The organism is Streptococcus sp. KHUD_014 (genome assembly GCF_051106275.1).
Taxonomy (GTDB): domain Bacteria; phylum Bacillota; class Bacilli; order Lactobacillales; family Streptococcaceae; genus Streptococcus.
The window spans coordinates 1389123-1410152 of sequence record NZ_CP193666.1 but is presented as its reverse complement, the minus strand read 5'-3'; the positions used below and the strand labels follow the sequence as shown (position 1 = coordinate 1410152).

Here is a 21030-nt window from a genome sequence, read left to right as displayed (position 1 = left end):
TTTATCATATTTTTTATAATTAAGGTGCCTTAAGAAAAATAATGAAAAAACTAAATGTTTTTCATATAGTTTTCATTTTTTGTGTTATAATTAAGGTGCCTTAAGAAAAATATTAAGGTGCCTTAAGAAAAATAATGAAAAAACTAAATGTTTTTCATATAGTTTTCATTGTTTTAATAGTTTAAAGTCAATCTTATTTTTCTCTAATAGAAAATAATGAAAAAGTAGGTTTAGAAAGAGGTAAGTATCTATGTCGTCTCATAAAAAAGTTTCACTCTCTGAGATTAATCAATCTATCGATACTCCAAATAATAATCATTTCTGGCAAAATTTAAAGGCCTTCTTGGGTCCAGGTGCCCTTGTGGCTGTAGGGTATATGGATCCAGGAAACTGGATAACCAGTGTGGTTGGAGGTGCATCCTATAAGTACAGTCTCTTATTTGTCATCTTGATTTCATCACTCATTGCTATGCAGCTTCAGCAGATGGCTGGAAAGCTTGGAATTGTAACTCAGATGGACCTGGCTCAAGCAACAGCTCATCATTCACCTAAATGGCTTCGTTATAGTCTATGGGTGATTTTGGAGTTGGCCTTGATGGCGACAGATTTGGCAGAAGTTCTAGGTTCAGCCATTGCCCTCAATCTTCTCTTTAAAATTCCGATTATGATAGCCATCCTCTTGACAGTTTTAGATGTCTTTCTCTTATTGCTCCTGATGAAGTTTGGCTTTAAGAAGATAGAAGCTATCGTGACCACGCTAATTTTAACGATCTTAGCAATCTTTACTTACCTAGTAGCTTTGTCACATCCAAGCTTCCAAGGAATCGTTGAAGGTTATCTGCCAAATGCAACCTTATTTGAGAGTCCTTTGCCTGGGCATGAAAGTCAATTAACCTTGGCGTTAGGTATCGTGGGTGCAACAGTGATGCCCCACAACCTCTATTTGCATTCTTCCTTGTCTCAGACTCGGAAAATCAATCACAAGGACAAGAATGATGTTCGAAAAGCCGTGCGCTTTATGACCTGGGATTCTAATCTTCAACTGTCCTTGGCCTTTATCGTTAACTCCCTTCTTTTAATCTTAGGGGCGGCTCTCTTTTTCGGCCATGCATCCGAGATTTCTGCCTTCTCTCAAATGTATAATGCCTTGCAGGATTCTACTATTGCGGGTGCTATAGCTAGCTCAACCTTATCAACCTTGTTTGCTTTGGCTCTCTTAGCCAGTGGTCAAAATTCGACAATTACAGGTACCTTGACAGGACAAATCGTTATGGAAGGTTTCTTGCATATGCGATTGCCTCAGTGGTTCATTCGTTTGGCGACTCGTCTCTTTGCCTTACTGCCTGTTATGATAGTAGCGGTTCTGTTTGGTCATCAAGAAAAAACCTTGGATCAGTTATTGGTTTATTCACAGGTCTTTCTTTCAATCGCTCTTCCATTTTCAATCTTTCCTTTGATTTATCTCACTTCAAAAAAATCAGTGATGGGAGAATTTACCAATGCCAAGTGGAATACTATCCTTGGTTATATTGTTTCCATTATCTTAACTGTCCTCAATGTGAAATTGCTGTTTGATATTTTTTAAGAGCATCTGAGATGAAGTAGAAAAAATCACCCGAGAGTTGAATTCACTGGATTCCAAAAAGTTAGATAAAGAATATACAAAAGGGATTTCGTCCTGTGCTGTACAGGGGGAAGTCCTTTTTTAAATGTTAAAAATTGTGATTTTATGATAATATAGGTAGAGAATTTGTATTTGTAAGTAATTTTATATCTTAGGAAATTTTTATTTTCCTCACTGTTTTTACAAAATAATAAAGCAAATTTATTGATATAAAATATAATCTAAAAATTGAATTGGTTTCGTAGTATTCCTCTCTCAAAGGAAGGGAGTATTTTACAGGAATATTAAAGTTATTTATTTTCTCATGAAATGTAAAAACAGTTTACATTTTTACCAATCAAGACATTATAAAAACCATTGAAGATTTACAATAATTTAGTTTCCATAGTTTTGATAAGATAAGAGTAATAGAAGGAGGCTAAATATGAAAGACTACATTTTATATCAAGATAGAGCTATCGTAAAGGTACCACTCTCTAAAATTTATTACGTCACAACGCATCCAACCAAAGCCCATACTGTTCTGTTTGTAACAGCAGAAGGCAATTTTGAAGCTTCAACTTCACTAACTAAAATTGAAGAGGAAAGTTCAGAAGAGCTTATTAGATGCCATAGAAAATTTCTTGTGAATAAAGATAAAATAGCAGGATTTAATCATGAGACAAGAACGATTATGTTTTTGGATGATAGAGTATCAGACATCGCTTGTTCTAGAAGACACTTTACAATATTAAAAAATCAGTGGAAAAATATATAGGAGTGAAGTAGTGAATATTTTTATACTAGAAGATAATTTTTTACAACAGACTAGAATTGAAAGTATTGTCAAAAAAATTTTGGTGGATAATAAGATTGAGTATAGGCATTTTGAGGTTTATGGAAAACCTCAACAGCTTTTAGAGGACATTTCAGAGAGAGGAAATCACCAATTATTTTTACTTGATATTGAAATAAAAGATGATGACAAAAGAGGATTAGACGTTGCTAGAGAAATTAGAAAACTTGATTCTCAAGCAGTGATTGCTTTTGTAACATCACATTCTGAGTTTATGCCCGTATCTTTTGAATATTTAGTATCAGCTATTGATTTCATTGATAAAGAATTACCTGAACCATTATTTATCAAACGAATTGAAAATGTTATTTCAAGTGTTAGCGATAATCAAAGAAGAACAGTATCTGAGGACTCTTTTATATTTACAGGATCCAAAGCTCAAATTCAAGTCCCTTTTAAAGATTTATTGTATATTGAAACATCAACAATTGCTCATAAGTTGACTCTCTATTCCAAACGAGACATAGTTGAATTTTATGGACAATTGTCAGATATTCTTAAACAGGAACCACGTTTATTTCAATGTCATAGATCATTTATCGTAAATCCTTATAATATATCTTTAATTGATAAAGAAAATCGGTTAGTTCATTTTCAGAACGGGTCCTCTTGTATTGTCTCTAGATTAAAAATTCGTCCACTTATGAAAGCTATCGAAAGACTTCATGACTAAGGAGATTTAGATGATATTTTTTCTAAATATTATAAGTGTTTTTCTATTGTTATGTATCCATACTAAGGTTGTAGGTGAGAAATTAAATCTAAAAAAAGTAGTAATGTCCATTATTCTGTTCCATCTTTTATCATTCCTATTTATTGTTTTATTTAAATCAACTGGATTTTACTTTCTTGGGTCATTATTGCTTTATCCTACCTTTTTTATCCTATATACTTTGTCTATTAGTAAATTAAGAAGTAAGGTTTCTTTATTACTTTTTTACTCATTATTTCCACTTGGATTTTGGGATGTCATCAGAAATTTTTTAGGTTACTTTATAATTTCTAAGATTCCAATATTGCATAGACTATATGAAACTAATCTAGGAACAATGATTTTCTCTTTATTAGCTGAAATTATTGTGTTTTTTCTTATTAGTCTCTTTCGATATAATTTTAGTCATTTAAAAATAAAGAACTTGGATAGAAAGACAAAATTTATTTTAATTACTGCGGATACTTTAATGCTAGCTTATTTTATCTTACCATCTTATATAAACTACAGTGATAAAATAAGTTGGGATAGAATTTTGGATTATAAAGAATTATTGACAGCAGTTTACTTTTTATTGTTTATTTGTTTTGTTAATCTCTTGGATAGAAAATTACTTCAAGAATTACAGGAGAAAGTCGTTTTACAAAAAGAAATTCAATTGCAAAATCTTAGTAATTATAGTCAACAAGTTGAAGGGTTGTATCAAGAAATTAGAAGCTTTAGACATGATTATGCTAATATTTTGTCCAGCTTAAAAATAGGTATAGATCAAAAAGATATTAATCTAGTTTCTCAAGTTTATGATAGTGTTTTAAAAAATTCTGGTGAAAAATTAAAAGGTAAGCGTTTTGACGTAGCACAACTAAGAAATATCAATGATTTGGCGCTAAAGAGTTTACTATTATCTAAGTTATCGGAGGCCCAAAACTTATCTGTTCCAGTTTCCCTGGAGATTAGTGAACAGTTCTCTATAAAAAATATGGAACAAATTGACTTCTTAACAATTACTTCTATCTTGTTAGATAATGCTATAGAGTCCGCAGCAGAGGGAGGAATAGCAGTTTGTTTCCTTGAGGATAGAGAATGGAATAAATTAGTCATGATTGTTAAAAATTCTACTTTAGAAAGAGAGATCGAACTGAGAGATATATTCAAGCGTGACAATTCTTCAAAAGGAGTAGGACGGGGTATAGGATTGGCCAATGTTCGAAGAATCTTAAAATCTTATCCAAATGTATGTTTGAAAACTACAAGTAAAGATTATTCCTTTACACAGATCTTGGAAATAGAACTTTAAAAGAGTCGCCATTCTTAGGATATTCTATTGAATATTTTAAGGAGTGCCTCAAGCTTACTTGATTTGCGCTGTAGGGTGCTACCGTAGGTAGCCATTTAGCTTCTGAATTGAGATCACCAAAATAGTTTAAAAAAGAAGAGGTTTTACTATGTCAAATGAAACTATGATTCAACTTATACTCATTGCAATTTGTTGTGTATACATTATTTTTAATACTAAGTCTGATAAAAATCCAAAGAGAGGATATCGTACAGCTTTGTACCTTTTCGTTATGGCTGGTATTATATCCTATATTATGAAATATCTAAATTGGTTAGATTTTTTCTTACTAATAACTCCGATAATGTGTCTATTTAAATTTGAAGATAAGTGGAGTTAGCAACATTTGACTCTTCATTAGGCTATCAGCTCTTTTGATATTAATGTATTTTAAAAAGTTTTGAGCATGTTACATAGAGGCTGGGCAAAACCCTACTTCTAACTATCAAAAAACGAGTATTCCGTAGTTGGAGATACTCGTTTTCTTATGTCATGGTTTATAATTAAAATAAAATGAATGGATACAAATCATGAAAAAATACGTTTCGTGATGAAAAAAGTACATTTAAAGACTTTGCGGTAAAAATCTCTTCTTTCCTGCTATAATGAACTTGTCAAGGTTATGATATGACAAAAAATACCTATTATATAGGAGTTATTATTCCATAATGAAAAAACAAGAGATATTAAATCTTATTGATAACTTATTATTGTCTGATGAAGTTTCTAATGATGAACAATTAAAAGAAATATTCATGAATGGACGAATTTCAATAGAAAATGATGAATTTGGAGCAATAGGTGGATTAAGTAATGATTTATCTATGTATTTGATGATTCATCAATATCTGGCACCGAAAAATGTGATAGAATTTGCTAGCTTAATTGCAAAGATACCTCATCAAGAGCGAGGTAAAGGAGCATTCTTAAATATGCTCGCTATGACACTTGCTAATTTAAAGTGAGTTAAAGAATCTATCTGCTATCCGGAATCGAATATAGTTTATTTACTATCAAGGTGCCGATTCAAATAAACAATATTACATAGGAGGTATTTATCATGAATACAAAGTAATAGAAGAATTCAGAGTGTTTAATCTAAAGTAGAAGAAAGGAATTTATAAGTCTGTTGCGTACTGTTTTGATATTTACAGAAGATAGTAAACACGACTTGCAATTAAATTGGAATTCTGGAAATAGAATTTGTAGGAACTGATGTTGCATCACGATGGCTGTTATAAGAGCAGCTGGTGGTGCTTATGGATTTAGATAGTAATGAAAGTGTATTAAGATGAATCAACAATTTAGAACCCAGTGTCTAGATGCAATCGTAAAATTTGAATCTAGTTTTAAAGAAATGAACTTACCTCAACAACAATACTTCCACGCTTATAGTCTGGTTAGTAAAATAGTCTCTGAAATGAAATTAGAAGGGGTTGCCTTTGCTCAAGCTTTTAGATATTTTTATGAATTTTTTAGTCGTGAGTTATTTCCAGGTGGTATTGTTTTATCTGAACAAGCTCGTAAAGATTTTAGTAGAGTATCAGATTTGGCGAATTCTGCGGAGTTACTAAGAACAATCCATAGTCCTATTAAAATATTTTGGTAAATAGAGAATGTATTATAATGACATGAATTGCAACTTGATTTTAAATTAGCTATTTACTAAACGTTTCAAAGTTAGATGATGATCATAAAAAACGCATAATATCAAGTGTTCACAAACATTGATACTATGCGTTTTTTAATGCAGAGATTTACTGGATTATTTCCTTGTGGTGAGTTTTAGTCAAGTATCTTTTTCAATCCTCATCTTAGATGAAAATCCATGATAAAAAGCTGCATGAAGATGCAGCCACACTATAGCTACGGAAGACATGGGATTCGAACCCACGCACGCTTTCACACGCCTACCGCGTTTCCAACACGGCCTCTTAAGCCTCTTGAGTAATCTTCCAATACTTACTAAAATAGTTTAACATAAAGGCAAGTATCTTGCAATTAAAATTCAAACAATTAGCAAAATGATAGAAAATGAAAGAAAATGACAAAAAGTGCTTGACTTTGCTATTTTTTGTGATAGAATGATTATTGTAATCGTTAACAGGAGGTGAGTAAGTGCTAAAAACTGAGAGAAAAAAGTTGATTTTAGAGGAGCTAGGCAAACATAAAGTCGTTACTTTAGAGAAATTAGTAGGTTTGCTAGACACGTCAGAATCAACGGTTAGACGAGATTTAGATGAATTGGAGTCCGAAAATAAACTTCGCCGAGTTCATGGAGGAGCAGAGTTGCCACACTCCTTGCAAGAAGAAGAAACCATTCAAGAAAAATCTGTCAAAAACCTTCAAGAGAAAAAGTTGATTGCTCAAAAAGCAGCTTCTCTCATCAAAGAAAAAGATGTTATCTTTGTGGATGCAGGAAGTACGACAGCCTTTCTCATTAAGGAATTGGAGCGAAAAGACATTACTGTTGTGACAAACTCCATTCACCATGCGGTTCAATTAGTGGATAAGCAAATCCCAACGGTGATTATTGGCGGTGGAGTTAAGATGACAACGGATGCCAGCATCGGAGGAGTAGCTCTCAATCAGATTAACCAACTGCACTTTGATCGTGCCTTTATTGGAATGAATGGTGTAGATGAAGGTTACTTTACAACTCCAGATATGGAGGAGGGCGCCGTCAAGCGTGCTATCTTAGAAAATGCTAAACAGACTTATGTCTTGGCGGATTCATCCAAGATTGGTCAGTCTTGTTTTGCTAAGGTAGCTCCTATAAAACGTGCTATTGTCATTACAAGCAAGGGTCATGAGCTCTTGCCAGCTATCAAAGAGAAAACGGAGGTAATAGAAGTATGATTTATACAGTTACACTCAATCCATCTATAGACTACATTGTTCGTCTGGACAAAGTGGAAGTTGGTAGTGTCAATCGCATGGATAGTGATGATAAGTTTGCTGGTGGGAAAGGAATCAATGTCAGCCGTGTCTTGAAACGCTTGGATATTCTAAATACAGCGACAGGCTTCATCGGTGGCTTTACAGGTAAATTTATCACTGATACTTTGGCTGAAGAGCAAATTGAAACACGCTTTGTCCAAGTAGCAGAAGATACGCGGATCAACGTTAAAATCAAAGCTGATCAAGAAACAGAAATCAATGGGACTGGTCCTACTGTTGAAGCTGAACAATTTGAAGAGTTAAAAGCTATTCTTTCAAGTTTAACAGCAGAAGATACAGTTGTCTTTGCGGGTTCGAGTGCTAAAAACTTGGGTAATGTTATTTACAAAGAATTAATTGCTTTGACGCGTCAGACAGGCGCTCAAGTAGTCTGTGACTTTGAAGGTCAAACCTTGATTGATAGTTTGGATTATCAACCACTTTTAGTCAAACCAAATAATCATGAACTTGGAGCTATCTTTGGAGTGAAACTCGAAAGCTTAGATGAAATAGAGAAATACGCTCGAGAGTTATTGGCTAAGGGTGCTCAAAACGTGATTATTTCGATGGCTGGTGATGGTGCCCTTCTGGTAACATCAGATGGAGCATACTTTGCTAAACCGATTAAAGGAACCGTGAAAAACTCAGTTGGGGCTGGTGACTCTATGGTTGCTGGATTTACGGGTGAGTTTGTCAAATCAAAAGACGCAGTAGAAGCCTTCAAATGGGGAGTGGCTTGTGGAACAGCAACAACCTTCTCAGATGACTTGGCAACTGCAGCATTTATTAAAGAAACTTATGAAAAAGTTGAGGTAGAAAAAATATGAAAATTCAAGATTTATTGAGAAAAGATGTCATGTTGCTTGATTTGCAAGCAACTGAAAAAACAGCAGCTATCGAAGAAATGATTCATAGCTTGGTAGAGCACGGATATGTGTCAGATTTTGAAACTTTCAAAGAAGGTATTTTGGCGCGTGAAGCTTTGACTTCTACAGGTTTGGGTGATGGTATTGCAATGCCACACAGCAAAAACGCTGCTGTTAAGGAAGCGACTGTTCTCTTTGCTAAGTCAAACAAGGGTGTTGACTATGAAAGTTTAGATGGGCAACCAACTGACCTCTTCTTCATGATTGCTGCTCCAGAAGGTGCCAATGATACTCACTTGGCTGCCTTGGCAGAATTGTCACAATATTTGATGAAAGACGGCTTTGCTGACAAACTTCGTCAAGTAACATCAGCTGATCAAGTTATTGACCTCTTTAACCAAGCCTCAGAAAAAGCTCAAGAACCAGCACTAGCTCCTGCAAATGAATCTGAAGATTTCATCGTAGCAGTTACAGCTTGTACAACAGGAATTGCCCACACATACATGGCTCAAGAAGCTCTTCAAAAAGTGGCTGCAGAAATGGGTGTTGGTATCAAGGTTGAAACCAACGGTGCTAGCGGTGTTGGCAACAAATTAACAGCAGAAGATATCCGTAAGGCTAAAGCTGTCATCATCGCTGCAGATAAAGCAGTTGAAATGGATCGTTTTGATGGCAAACCATTGGTGAATCGTCCGGTTGCAGACGGTATCCGTAAGACAGAAGAATTGATCAACTTGGCTCTTTCAGGTAATGCTGAAGTATATCGTGCTGCTAATGGAGCGCAAGCTTCAACAGCGTCTAACGAAAAACAAAGTGTCGGTGGTGCTTTCTACAAACACTTGATGAGTGGGGTATCTCAAATGTTGCCGTTCGTCATCGGTGGTGGTATCATGATTGCCCTTGCCTTCTTGATTGATGGTGCTATGGGTGTGCCAAATGATAGCCTCGGAAATCTTGGATCATACCATGAACTCGCTTCTATGTTCATGAAAATCGGTGGCGCAGCCTTTGGTTTGATGCTTCCAGTATTTGCAGGATATGTTGCTTACTCAATCGCTGAAAAACCAGGTTTGGTAGCAGGTTTCGTAGCTGGAGCTATTGCCAAAGAAGGTTTTGCCTTTGGTAAAATCCCTTACGCTCAAGGTGGTGAAGCAACTTCAGCTCTTGCAGGTGTATCATCAGGTTTCCTAGGAGCCCTTGTTGGTGGATTTATCGCTGGTGCTTTGGTGCTCTTGGTTAAGAAGTACGTTAAAGTGCCTCGTTCACTTGAAGGTGCTAAATCAATCCTTCTCTTGCCACTTCTTGGAACAATCTTGACAGGATTTGTCATGCTTGCTGTTAACATCCCAATGGCTGCTATCAACACCGGTATGAACAACTTCCTTGGTGGTCTTGAAGGTGGTTCGGCTGTCCTTCTAGGAGTCGTTCTTGGAGGAATGATGGCTGTCGATATGGGTGGCCCTGTCAATAAAGCAGCCTACGTCTTTGGTACTGGTACTCTTGCAGCAACAGTGTCAACAGGTGGTTCAGTAGCTATGGCAGCAGTTATGGCTGGAGGAATGGTTCCACCACTTGCAATCTTTGTGGCAACACTTCTTTTCAAAGATAAATTTACTAAAGAAGAACGTAACTCTGGTTTGACGAACATCGTTATGGGCTTGTCATTCATCACTGAAGGTGCGATTCCATTTGGTGCAGCAGACCCAGCTCGTGCTATCCCAAGCTTCATCCTTGGTTCAGCGGTAGCAGGTGGACTCGTTGGTCTTGCAAATATCAAACTCATGGCTCCTCACGGAGGAATCTTCGTCATCGCACTTACAACAAATGCACTTCTTTACCTTGTCTTTGTCTTGGTAGGAGCAATTGTCAGTGGTGTAGTTTACGGTTACCTTCGTAAACCATTAGAAAAATAATCACAAACACATTCAAATGACTGAACACGAAAGTGGGCAGTCATTTTTTGATAATGGAGTTAGGGAGACAGTTCTTTAAAGTGATATAATAGAGGTAAATCTTAGAGAATTTAAATGATAGAATGTTTAAGTTCTACAAATACCTTAGAGGAGATAAGTGTCATGAGTGATTCTAGAAAAGAAGGAATCGACAAACTAGAAAAGGAACAGTTCGGTCGCAAAAGTCTTACAAAAGAAGTGTTACAGGGAACCTATGCCAGCTTGGTGGAGGAAGATTTTCCTGATTCTAAACGAATTCATTTTATAGCTGATTTAGGTAGGAGCCCAGAAATTGCCTTTCATTTTGAACTCATTTGCAAAGATTGGGAGGAAGGAACTGACCTAAATTTTGAAGCGAGTTTTGACCAACATGGGCAGGAGGGAATCGACTATCTTTTGGAAACTCTCAATCAAGAAGAAGATGAGAGTCAACGTATTTTGATTGTTTATTTCCTAGCGAAAATCCTTTCCAAAGTAAGACATAGAGATTTTTATGCGTCTTCTTGCAAGCAAGTACTTCCAGTTATGCTCTCTCTTTTACCTAATTCTGAAGCTTCAAATCGTAGAAAGTTAATCATTGCCCTAGGGTGGATTGGTTCAATAAGTGAGATAGAAATCCTAGGACAACATCTCTTGACTGACCAAGATCCACTTTGTCGCGCCTGGTCTGCCAGTAGTTTGATGCAATTATCTTTTCATCAAGTAGAAAAAGAAGTGTTGATAGAAAAAACAAAGGATTTGTTTGGTGAGGCGATTGTAGAAGAAAAGGACTTGCAGGCTTGCGCTCTGATGATAGAAGCAGCTCAAGTTTTATTTGGGAAAAAATGGATACCTACATCTGCTGTAGAGAAGTTGGAAGTCGAAAAGATTGAGAAAGCAAGAAAATCAGCGATCAGATTTTTAAAGAAGCAGAGAGCTCAAGTTGTTGAAAAATCATACAGAAAAGAAACTGCGGAAATATTAACGAAAGAGAGAGTGGGACAGAAATTGGTAATTCGTTAGAATTCGATTTCGTCGTCCCACCTCCGCACAGTTGAGTAGGGCTGTAAAAGCTGATGAAATCAGCGTAGTAGAGGCCACTCAACCACTGCGTCTTGCTCGACAATCCAAAGACAATTGAGAGGCTAGGACTTTTGTCTCAGACTCTTTTTCGCTTCAAACAAAGTTTCTGAAGTGTGTTATAATAGAAATATGGCAAACAAGAATACAAATAAAACAAGACGGAGACCGTCAAAAGCTGAATTAGAAAGAAAGCAAGCTATCCAACGGATGTTAGTTTCCTTGGTTATAGCTTTTTGCTTAATGTTCGCTGCTCTGAAATTAGGAGCAGTGGGACTCACCCTCTATAACCTTATTCGATTACTAGTAGGAAGTCTGGCTTATCTGGTCATTGTTGTCGTCCTAGTCTATCTTTTTCTTTTTAAATGGATTCGGAAGCGAGAAGGTCTGATCTCAGGTTTTCTTTGCATTTTTTCAGGCTTATTGCTGATTTTTGAAGCTTATCTAGTATGGAAATATGGCATCGAGCAGTCTGTCTTAAAGGGGACTTTGGCCCAAGTGTTGACAGATTTGACAGGCTTTCGTGTGACTAGCTTTGCTGGAGGAGGACTTTTAGGTGTTGCTCTCTACATTCCAGTAGCCTTTCTCTTTTCAAATATTGGCACTTATTTTATCGGAGCCATCTTAATCTTAATCGGTGCTCTTCTAGTTAGTCCTTGGTCTGTCTATGATGTCGCTGATTTTCTTGGAGCACGTTTTGCTCTTTGGATGGAGCGACGTGAGCAGAGGAAACAAGAACGCTTCATCAAACGAGAAGAAGAAAAAGCTCGTAAGGAATCAGAGGAACAGGAAAGACTAGAAAAAGAGCAGGCAGAACAAGCCTTGTTAGATATCCCTCCTGTTGATATGGAAACTGGCGAGATTTTAGAAGTTTCCCCTGGTCACTTTGATGATTTACCACCCCTGCATGAGGAAGAATGGGTAGAACCTGAAATTATTCTCCCTCAAGCAGACTATGATTATCCTAAAGTAGATGACATTCTTCAGGAGGATGACTATGCAGAAGATGAGGATGTTGAGGTAGATTTTTCTGCTAAAAAAGCCTTGGAGTATAAACTCCCCAGCTTGCAACTCTTCGCACCTGATAAACCAAAAGATCAGTCCAAGGAAAAGAAAATCGTTCGAGAAAATATTAAAATTTTGGAAGAAACCTTTGCGAGTTTCGGTATCAAGGTAACGGTTGAACGTGCTGAAATCGGTCCATCTGTTACCAAGTACGAAGTCAAGCCAGCAGTTGGTGTTCGTGTCAATCGCATTTCCAATCTAGCAGATGACTTGGCTCTGGCCTTGGCTGCGAAAGATGTCCGTATCGAGGCTCCAATTCCAGGGAAATCCTTGGTCGGGATTGAAGTGCCTAACTCTGAAATTGCGACCGTATCTTTCCGAGAACTCTGGGAACAATCGCAAACTAAACCTGAAAATCTGCTAGAAATTCCCCTTGGAAAAGCCGTCAATGGTACAGCTCGCAGTTTCGACCTGGCTAAAATGCCTCACTTACTTGTGGCTGGTTCGACAGGTTCTGGTAAATCTGTAGCAGTTAATGGTATTATCGCAAGTATTCTTATGAAGGCACGTCCAGACCAAGTCAAGTTTATGATGGTGGATCCGAAGATGGTTGAGTTGTCAGTCTATAATGATATTCCTCACCTCTTGATTCCGGTCGTGACTAACCCTCGTAAGGCTAGTAAGGCTTTGCAAAAGGTTGTTGATGAGATGGAAAATCGCTATGAACTTTTTGCTAAAGTCGGAGTTCGGAATATTGCTGGTTTCAATGCTAAAGTTGAGGAATTCAATGCCCAGTCTGAATACAAGCAAGTACCTCTACCTTTAATTGTCGTGATTGTTGATGAGTTAGCTGACCTCATGATGGTTGCCAGCAAGGAAGTAGAAGATGCAATTATCCGTCTTGGACAGAAGGCGCGTGCAGCTGGTATTCATATGATCCTTGCAACTCAGCGTCCTTCAGTGGATGTTATCTCTGGTTTGATTAAGGCAAATGTTCCATCTCGTGTAGCCTTTGCTGTATCTTCTGGAACGGATTCTCGAACTATCTTAGATGAAAATGGTGCCGAGAAACTATTGGGGCGAGGAGATATGCTCTTTAAACCAATCGATGAAAACCACCCGGTTCGCTTGCAAGGCTCCTTTATCTCTGATGATGATGTGGAACGTATTGTTAGCTTCATTAAGGCTCAAGCAGATGCTGATTATGATGACAGTTTTGATCCAGGAGAAGTTTCTGAGACAGAAGGTGAGTCTGGCACAGGAGATGAAGGTGGAGATCCGCTATTTGAAGAAGCTAAGGCTCTGGTCATTGAAACTCAAAAAGCGAGCGCATCCATGATTCAACGTAGATTATCAGTTGGTTTTAACCGAGCAACTCGCTTGATGGAAGAATTAGAGATGGCTGGGGTTATTGGTCCTGCAGAAGGAACCAAACCTCGAAAAGTTTTACAACAATAAAAAACGAAAAAACAGTATAAAAATGCATGGAAACTTTATTGAAAAGTTAGACGAAGTTAGTTTAACTTTTCTGATGAAGTTTCTTTTTTGTGACGAAATGGCTAGAAATAAGGCCTTCTGAAATTCTATTCAGAATAGTCAGGAAATTGGATTATACTTTTACTAGTTTTACCTGTTAAAGTATTGATTTTTTAAACTGTTTTTGATATATTAAGTTGGTATAGAAAAAATTATATGTTTATCTAGTGGCGTTAAAAAAATGAGGAGGATATTTTTTTAAACAAAAATGCAAACGCTTACTTTGTAAATTGAAAGGAACAAAAAACCGATGGATAAAAGATTATTTGAAAAACGTTGCAAATATAGTATTCGGAAATTTTCATTAGGGGTTGCTTCTGTCATGATTGGTGCAGCTTTCTTTGGAACTAGCACTGTTCTTGCAGATTCCCCGCAAACAGGTTCAACAGCAAATATGCCAGCAGATTTGGCTGCAGCTCTTGCTAACGCAAAAGAAGATGATGGACGTAATTTTGAGGCGCCAAAACCTGGTGAAGACCAAGGTTCTCCTGAAGTAACTGACGGACCAAAAACAGAAGAAGAATTACTTGAGAAAGAAAAAGAAGCAGCGGCTTCAGATACTCTTCCTGAAGAACTACGTGGAAAACTTGAGAAGGCTGAAGAAAATGGCAGTACTGTATCAAAAGAGGAATTAGAGAAAGAAGACAAGAGTCTGGTTCCAGAAGATGTCGCTAAAACAAAAAATGGTGAATTAAACTATGGAGCAACAGTAAAAATTCAAAGTGCAGCTGGTGTTGGTAGCGGTATCGTCATCGGTGAAAATCTAGTTTTATCTGTTTCTCATAACTTTATCAAAGATGTTCCAGATGGGAATAATCGTAAGGTAGCTGATAATATTGAAAGCGATGGCGATGTTTATTCAGTTTCTTACGAAGGAGCACCTGATGTTAAATTCAGTAAGAATGACGTTAAACACTGGGACCGTGAAGGATTCCTAAAGGGTTATAAAAATGACTTGGCCATCGTTAAGCTTCGTTCTCCTCTTGCAAACGCTCCTGTTGAAGTGACTGACAAACCTGCAACTACTAAGGTTGGAGATAAGGTACACGTGTTTGGTTATCCAACCGGAAAACTTTCTCCAATTCTCAATACAACAGTTGAAGATATTAATAACCATGGTGAAGGTGTTCGTGGCATCAGCTATCAAGGAAGTGAACCTGGAGCAAGTGGTGGCGGAATTTTCGATGAAAATGGAAAATTGATCGGTATCCACCAAAATGGTGTTGTTGGAAGCCGTAGTGGAGGGATTCTCTTCTCACCAGCGCAACTTGAATGGATTCAAAACTATATCAAGGGCATTGAAACAACAAAACCAGCTGGTCTAGATGCTTTGGATAAGCAAGTAGAAGACAAAGAAGAAAAACCAAAAGAGGATAAACCTCAAGAAGAAAAACCAGCTGACAATAAGCCGGCAGAAAACAAACCAGCAGAAAACAAACCAGCAGAAAACAAACCTGCTGAAAGAAAAGAAGTCAAACCAGAATGGAAAACTGTTGAAAATAAAGAACAACAGGGAACTGTAACGATTCGTGAAGAAAATGGAGTTCGTTACAACCAACTAGCGTCAACTGCTCAAAATGACAATGGTAAAAAACCAGCCTTGTTTGAGAAGGAAGGTTTGACTGTTGATGAAAATGGAAATGCTACAGTTGATTTGACCTTCAAAGAAGAGTCTGAAACAGGTAAATCACGCTTTGGTGTCTTTATGAAATTTAAAGATACCGACAACAACGTTTTTGTAGGGTATGACCAAGGCGGATGGTTCTGGGAATACAAGACAAACGGTAGTGGACTTTGGTACCAAGGTGGTCGTGTTGCAGCACCAGTAAATGGTTCTGTCAACCACTTGACGATCAGCCTCAAATCAGATGGACAACTTAACGCAACAAACAATGATGTCAAACTCTTTGACACACTTACCTTACCATCTGCAGTCAATGACAAGCTCAAAGATGAGAAGAAAATCGTTCTTAAGGCTGGAAGCTATGGTAGCGAGAGAACCATTGTAAATGTTAAAACTGATGACCAAGAAGGCGTGAAAAATGATCAAGAGGCTGCTGAAAAAGAAAAAGGTGATACAGTAGACGATAGCAAAGTTAAATACGACACTATCGAATCTACAGTATTGAAAGCAGTTATTGACCAAGCTTTCCCACGTATTAAAGAATACGTCCTAAACGGCAACAAGCTTCCAGGTCAAGTTCAACAAATAAACAAAGTCCTCATCAATAAAAAGGCAGTAACTCCTGAAGTTACTTATAAGAAGATTAATGCAACAACTGCCGAGTATGAAATGAAACTCCGTGATGCAGAGAACCTCATCAATGCAGATATGACAGTTCGTTTGCAAGTGGTGGACAATCAACTTCACTTTGATGTTACTAAGATTGTCAACCATAACCAAGTAACACCAGGACAAAAGATTGATGATGAACGTAAACTACTTTCTTCTATCAGCTTCCTAGGAAATGCCTTGGTATCTGTATCAAGCGATCAAGCAGGAGCTAAGTTTGATGGGGCAACCATGTCAAACAATACTCACGTAAGTGGTGACGACCATATCGAAGTAACCAATCCAATGAAAGAATTGGCAAAAGGTTACATGTATGGATTCGTTTCAACAGACAAGCTTGCAGCAGGTGTATGGAGTAACTCACAAAACAGCTACGGTGGTGGTTCTTACGACTGGACACGTTTGACAGCCTACAAGAACACTATTGGTAATGCTAACTACGTTGAAATTCATAGCTCTGAATGGCAGTGGGAAAAAGCTCACAATGGTATCGTCTTCCCAGCGTATACTAAGGAACTTCCAAGTGCTAAAGTTGTCATCACAGAAGATGCCAATGCTGATAATAAAGTAGACTGGCAAGACGGTGCGATTGCATATCGTAGCATTATGAACAACCCTCAAGGTTGGGAAAAAGTAAAAAATATCACTGCTTACCGTATCGCTATGAACTTTGGTTCACAGGCACAAAACCCATTCCTTATGACCTTGGATGGTATCAAGAAGATTAACCTCCACACAGATGGTCTTGGTCAGGGTGTCCTCCTTAAAGGTTACGGTAGTGAAGGACATGACTCAGGTCACCTAAACTACGCAGATATCGGTAAACGTATCGGTGGTACAGAGGACTTTAAAGCTCTTATTGAAAAAGCTAAGAAATATGGTGCCCACCTCGGTATTCACGTTAATGCTTCAGAAACTTATCCTGAATCAAAATACTTCAATGAAAATATCCTTCGTAAAAATGCCGACGGAAGCTATAGCTACGGTTGGAACTGGCTTGACCAAGGTATCAATATCGATGCAGCTTACGACTTAGCTCATGGACGTTTAGCACGTTGGGAAGAATTGAAGAAAGAATTGGGTGAAGGCTTAGACTTCATCTATGTCGACGTTTGGGGTAACGGTCAATCAGGAGACAACGGTGCTTGGGCAACTCACGTTCTTGCGAAAGAAATCAACAAACAAGGTTGGCGTTTTGCAATTGAGTGGGGCCATGGTGGTGAGTATGACTCTACCTTCCATCACTGGGCAGCTGATTTGACATATGGTGGCTATACCAATAAAGGTATCAACAGTGCTATCACTCGCTTTATCCGTAACCACCAAAAAGATGCTTGGGTTGGTGATTATAGAAGCTACGGAGGTGCGGCAAACTACCCACTTCTAGGCGGATACAGCATGAAAGACTTTGAAGGATGGCAAGGCCGTAGCGACTATAATGGTTATGTAACCAACTTGTTTGCCCACGATGTTATGACCAAATACTTCCAACACTTCACTGTTAGCAAATGGGAAGATGGCAAACCAGTAACCATGACTGACAATGGTGGCACATACAAGTGGACGCCTGAAATGAAGGTTGAATTGGTCGATGAGGAAAACAACAAGGTAGTTGTTACTCGTAAATCTAATGATGTTAATAGCCCACAATATCGTGAACGTACAGTTACTCTCAACGGTCGTGTCATTCAAGATGGTTCAGCCTACTTGACACCTTGGAACTGGGATGCCAATGGTAACAAGCTTACTGGTGACAAGGAAAAGATGTACTACTTCAATACTGAAAAAGGTGCAACAACTTGGACGCTTCCTAGCGACTGGGCAAATGGCAAAGTTTACCTTTACAAGTTAACAGACCAAGGTAAGACTGAAGAACAAGAAGTAGCTGTCAAAGATGGTAAGATTACCCTTGATCTCCTAGCAAACCAACCTTATGTTCTTTATCGTTCTAAACAAACAAATCCTGAAATGTCATGGAGTGAAGGAATGCATATCTATGACCAAGGATTTAACAGCGAATCTTTGGATCATTGGAAGATCACAGGTGATGCATCTAAGGCTGAAATTGTGAAGTCTCAAGGTGCCAACCAAATGCTTCGTATCCAAGGCAATAAAGAAAAAGTTAGTCTGACTCAAAAATTGACTGGCTTGAAGCCAAATACTAAATATGCAGTTTATGTAGGTGTCGATAACCGTAGTAATGCTAAAGCAAGCATTACTGTTAACACTGGTGAGAAAGAAGTAACCAACTACACTAACAAGTCACTTGCCCTCAACTATGTTAAAGCATACGCTCATAACACTCGTCGTGACAACGCAACTGTTAATGATACAAGTTACTTCCAAAACATGTATGCCTTCTTCACAACAGGTTCAGATGTATCAAATGTAACCTTGACCTTGAGTCGTGAAGCAGGAGATGAAGCAACTTACTTCGATGAAATCCGTACCTTCGAAAATGACTCTGCTATGTATGGTGATGGTCACGATACTGCTACAGGCGTCTTCAAACAAGACTTTGAAAATGTCGGACAAGGTATCTTCCCGTTTGTCATCGGTGGAATCGAAGGTGTTGAAGACAACCGTACTCACTTGTCTGAAAAACATGGACCATACACACAACGTGATTGGAACGGCAAGAAAGTTGATGATGTTATCGAAGGAAATTGGTCACTCAAGACAAACGGTCTCGTTAGCCGTCGTAACTTGGTTTATCAAACAATTCCACAAAACTTCCGCTTTGAAGCAGGTAAGACCTACCGTATCACATTTGACTACGAAGCAGGTTCTGATAGTACTTACGCATTTGTTGTAGGTAAGGGAGAATTCCAATCAGGTCGTCGTGGTAGTCAAGCAAGCGATCTTGAAATGCATGAATTACCAAACTCATGGACAGATTCTAAAAAAGCCAAACGTGCTACCTTCCTTGTGACAGGTGCAGAAACTGGCGATACATGGGTAGGTATCTACTCTACAGGCAACGCAAGTAATACTCGTGGAGATTCTGGTGGTAATGCTAACTTCCGTGGTTACAATGACTTCATCATGGATAGACTTCAAATCGAAGAGATTGTCTTGACTGGTAAGATGATGACAGAAAATGCTGTCAAGAACTATCTTCCAACTGTTGCCATGACGAACTACACCAAAGAAAGTATGGATGCTTTGAAAGAAGCAGTCTTCAACCTCAGTCAAGCAGACGATGACATCAGTGTAGAAGAAGCTAAAGCAGAAATCGCTAAAGTCAATGCTTTGAAAGACGCTTTGGTCATGAAGAAAGTAGCTCTTGTGGCAGATGACTTTGCAAGTCTTTCAGCTCCTGCTCAAGCTGGTGAGGAACTTGTATATGCCTTTGACGGTAACTTGTCTAGCCTATGGCATACATCATGGGGCGGAGGAGATGTTGGCAAGCCAGCAACCATGGTCTTGAAAGAACCAACTGAAATTACAGGCTTCCGTTATGTTCCACGCGGTTCAGGTTCAAATGGTAACTTGAGAGATGTTACTCTTGTAGTAACTGATGAAACTGGTAAGGAACATACCTTCAATGCAACTAATTGGGCTGATAATAACAAACCAAAAGATATCGACTTTGGCAAGACTATCAAAGCTAAGAAGATTGTCCTAACAGGAACAAGAACTTATGGCGATGGTGGTAACCAATATCAATCAGCTGCAGAGCTTATCTTTGCTCGTCCGCAAGTTGCTGAAGCAGGTCTTGATACATCAGCATATGAAACTGCATTGGCCAAGGCTCAAAAATTGACTAATAAGAGCAATCAAGAAGAAGTGGCAAGTGTTGTTGCTAGCATGAAATACGCAACTGATAATCACCTATTGACTAATAGAATGCTTGAATACTTTGCAGATTATCTTGATCAATTGAAAGATGAAACACCTACTCCAACTCCAGATCCAAAGCCAACTCCAGATCCAAAGCCAACTCCAGATCCAGAGCCAACTCCAGATCCAGAACCAACTCCGGATCCAGAACCAACTCCAAATCCAGAGCCAACTCCAGATCCAAAACCAACTCCAGATCCAGAGCCAACTCCAGATCCGAAACCAACTCCAGATCCAAAACCAACTCCAGATCCAGAGCCAACTCCAGATCCAGAACCAACTCCGGATCCAGAACCAGAAACTCCGACATCAAGCAAGGGTGACGAAGCAGCACCAGTCGTTGAAGTTCCGGAATTCACAGGTGGTGTAAATGGTGCTGAAGCAGCTATTCATGAAGTTCCAGAATACATAGAGCCAATCGGTACAGCAGGTGATGAACCAGCACCGGTTGTAGAAGTTCCAGAATATACAGGGGTTCTAGGTACAGCAGGCGATGAGCCAGCACCAGTTGTAGAAGTTCCAGAGTATACAGGACTAGTTGGAACGGCAGGAGAAGAAGTAGCTGTAAACGAAGTTCCAGAATTCAAGGGTGGAGTTAACGCAGCAGAAGCAACTGTGAGCCAAGCACCAGAATTTACAGGTGGTGTAAATGGAGCTGAAGCAACGGTTCATGAAGTACCAGAGTTTACCGGCGGTGTGAATGGAAGTGATGGCGCAATCCATGAAATTCCAGAATACAAAGGCCAAATTGGTACAGTAGGTAACCAACCTGCGCCTGTAGTGGAAAAACCAGAGTATCGAGAAGATTCAAAACTTTCAGTAGAGAATAAAGATACATCTAAAGAGGTAAATTCAAATGCTCTTCCAAATACGGGTGAACATAACTCTGAAACAGCTCTCTTCATCGCAAGTGTTAGCATGGCAGTTTCAGCAGCACTCTTAGCTGTCAAAAGAAAAGAAGATTAAAATATAAGAGAGTTTTCGTCTAACGATGGCTCGAACTCCTTACTTATTGTAGTGGAGAAAAAC

The 21030-nt window shown here is 38.4% G+C and carries 12 protein-coding genes and 1 tRNA gene; 12 read left to right on the top strand and 1 reads right to left on the bottom strand.

Annotated features, from left to right (window positions below; all coding sequences use genetic code 11):
- The first annotated feature begins 250 nt into the window (after nt 1-250).
- From ACORHT_RS06870 to ACORHT_RS06845, 6 genes are all read left to right on the top strand, one after another.
- Nucleotides 251-1585, top strand: a complete 1335-nt coding sequence (locus ACORHT_RS06870; protein WP_434349829.1) for an Nramp family divalent metal transporter — start codon at nt 251-253, stop codon at nt 1583-1585.
- Between the two features lie 463 nt (nt 1586-2048).
- Nucleotides 2049-2381 carry a LytTR family transcriptional regulator DNA-binding domain-containing protein gene (locus tag ACORHT_RS06865; protein ID WP_434349828.1) on the top strand — a complete coding sequence of 111 codons (333 nt, stop codon included), beginning with the start codon at nt 2049-2051 and terminating at the stop codon, nt 2379-2381.
- A 10-nt stretch (nt 2382-2391) separates the two neighbouring features.
- Nucleotides 2392-3132: a response regulator transcription factor gene (locus ACORHT_RS06860; RefSeq protein ID WP_414269119.1), complete on the top strand. Its 741-nt coding sequence runs from the start codon at nt 2392-2394 to the stop codon at nt 3130-3132.
- 10 nt (nt 3133-3142) lie between these two features.
- Nucleotides 3143-4468 carry a GHKL domain-containing protein gene (locus ACORHT_RS06855; protein WP_434349827.1) on the top strand — a complete coding sequence of 442 codons (1326 nt, stop codon included), beginning with the start codon at nt 3143-3145 and terminating at the stop codon, nt 4466-4468.
- Nucleotides 4469-5175: 707 nt separating this feature from the next.
- On the top strand, nt 5176-5472 hold the full coding sequence (locus tag ACORHT_RS06850; RefSeq protein WP_434349826.1) for a bacteriocin immunity protein: 297 nt from the start codon (nt 5176-5178) through the stop codon (nt 5470-5472).
- Nucleotides 5473-5798: 326 nt separating this feature from the next.
- Nucleotides 5799-6116 (top strand): hypothetical protein, encoded by a 318-nt coding sequence (locus ACORHT_RS06845; protein ID WP_414320944.1) that lies wholly within the window; start codon nt 5799-5801, stop codon nt 6114-6116.
- A gap of 260 nt (nt 6117-6376) precedes the next feature.
- Here ACORHT_RS06845 and ACORHT_RS06840 read toward each other — a convergent pair.
- Nucleotides 6377-6464: transfer RNA gene (locus ACORHT_RS06840), tRNA-Ser, on the bottom strand.
- A 161-nt stretch (nt 6465-6625) separates the two neighbouring features.
- Here ACORHT_RS06840 and ACORHT_RS06835 point away from each other — a divergent pair.
- The 6 genes from ACORHT_RS06835 (at nt 6626) to ACORHT_RS06810 (ending at nt 20967) form a co-directional block, all read left to right on the top strand.
- Complete coding sequence (locus tag ACORHT_RS06835) at nt 6626-7366, top strand: DeoR/GlpR family DNA-binding transcription regulator (protein ID WP_414282792.1); 741 nt, start codon at nt 6626-6628, stop codon at nt 7364-7366.
- Nucleotides 7363-8274, top strand: coding sequence for a 1-phosphofructokinase (gene pfkB / locus ACORHT_RS06830; protein ID WP_434349825.1), 912 nt, complete (start codon nt 7363-7365; stop codon nt 8272-8274). Before ACORHT_RS06835 ends, pfkB begins: the two co-directional genes overlap by 4 nt.
- The gene (locus ACORHT_RS06825) at nt 8271-10226 is read left to right on the top strand and encodes a PTS fructose transporter subunit IIABC (RefSeq protein ID WP_434349824.1); all 1956 of its coding nucleotides are present in this window, start codon (nt 8271-8273) and stop codon (nt 10224-10226) included. Before pfkB ends, ACORHT_RS06825 begins: the two co-directional genes overlap by 4 nt.
- Before the next feature lie 162 nt (nt 10227-10388).
- A complete protein-coding gene (locus ACORHT_RS06820) occupies nt 10389-11267 on the top strand; it encodes a HEAT repeat domain-containing protein (RefSeq protein WP_434349823.1) in 879 nt (292 codons plus the stop codon).
- Nucleotides 11268-11456: 189 nt separating this feature from the next.
- Nucleotides 11457-13787: a DNA translocase FtsK gene (locus tag ACORHT_RS06815; protein WP_434349822.1), complete on the top strand. Its 2331-nt coding sequence runs from the start codon at nt 11457-11459 to the stop codon at nt 13785-13787.
- Nucleotides 13788-14115: 328 nt separating this feature from the next.
- Nucleotides 14116-20967 (top strand): SpGH101 family endo-alpha-N-acetylgalactosaminidase, encoded by a 6852-nt coding sequence (locus ACORHT_RS06810; protein WP_434349821.1) that lies wholly within the window; start codon nt 14116-14118, stop codon nt 20965-20967.
- Nucleotides 20968-21030: the final 63 nt, after the last annotated feature.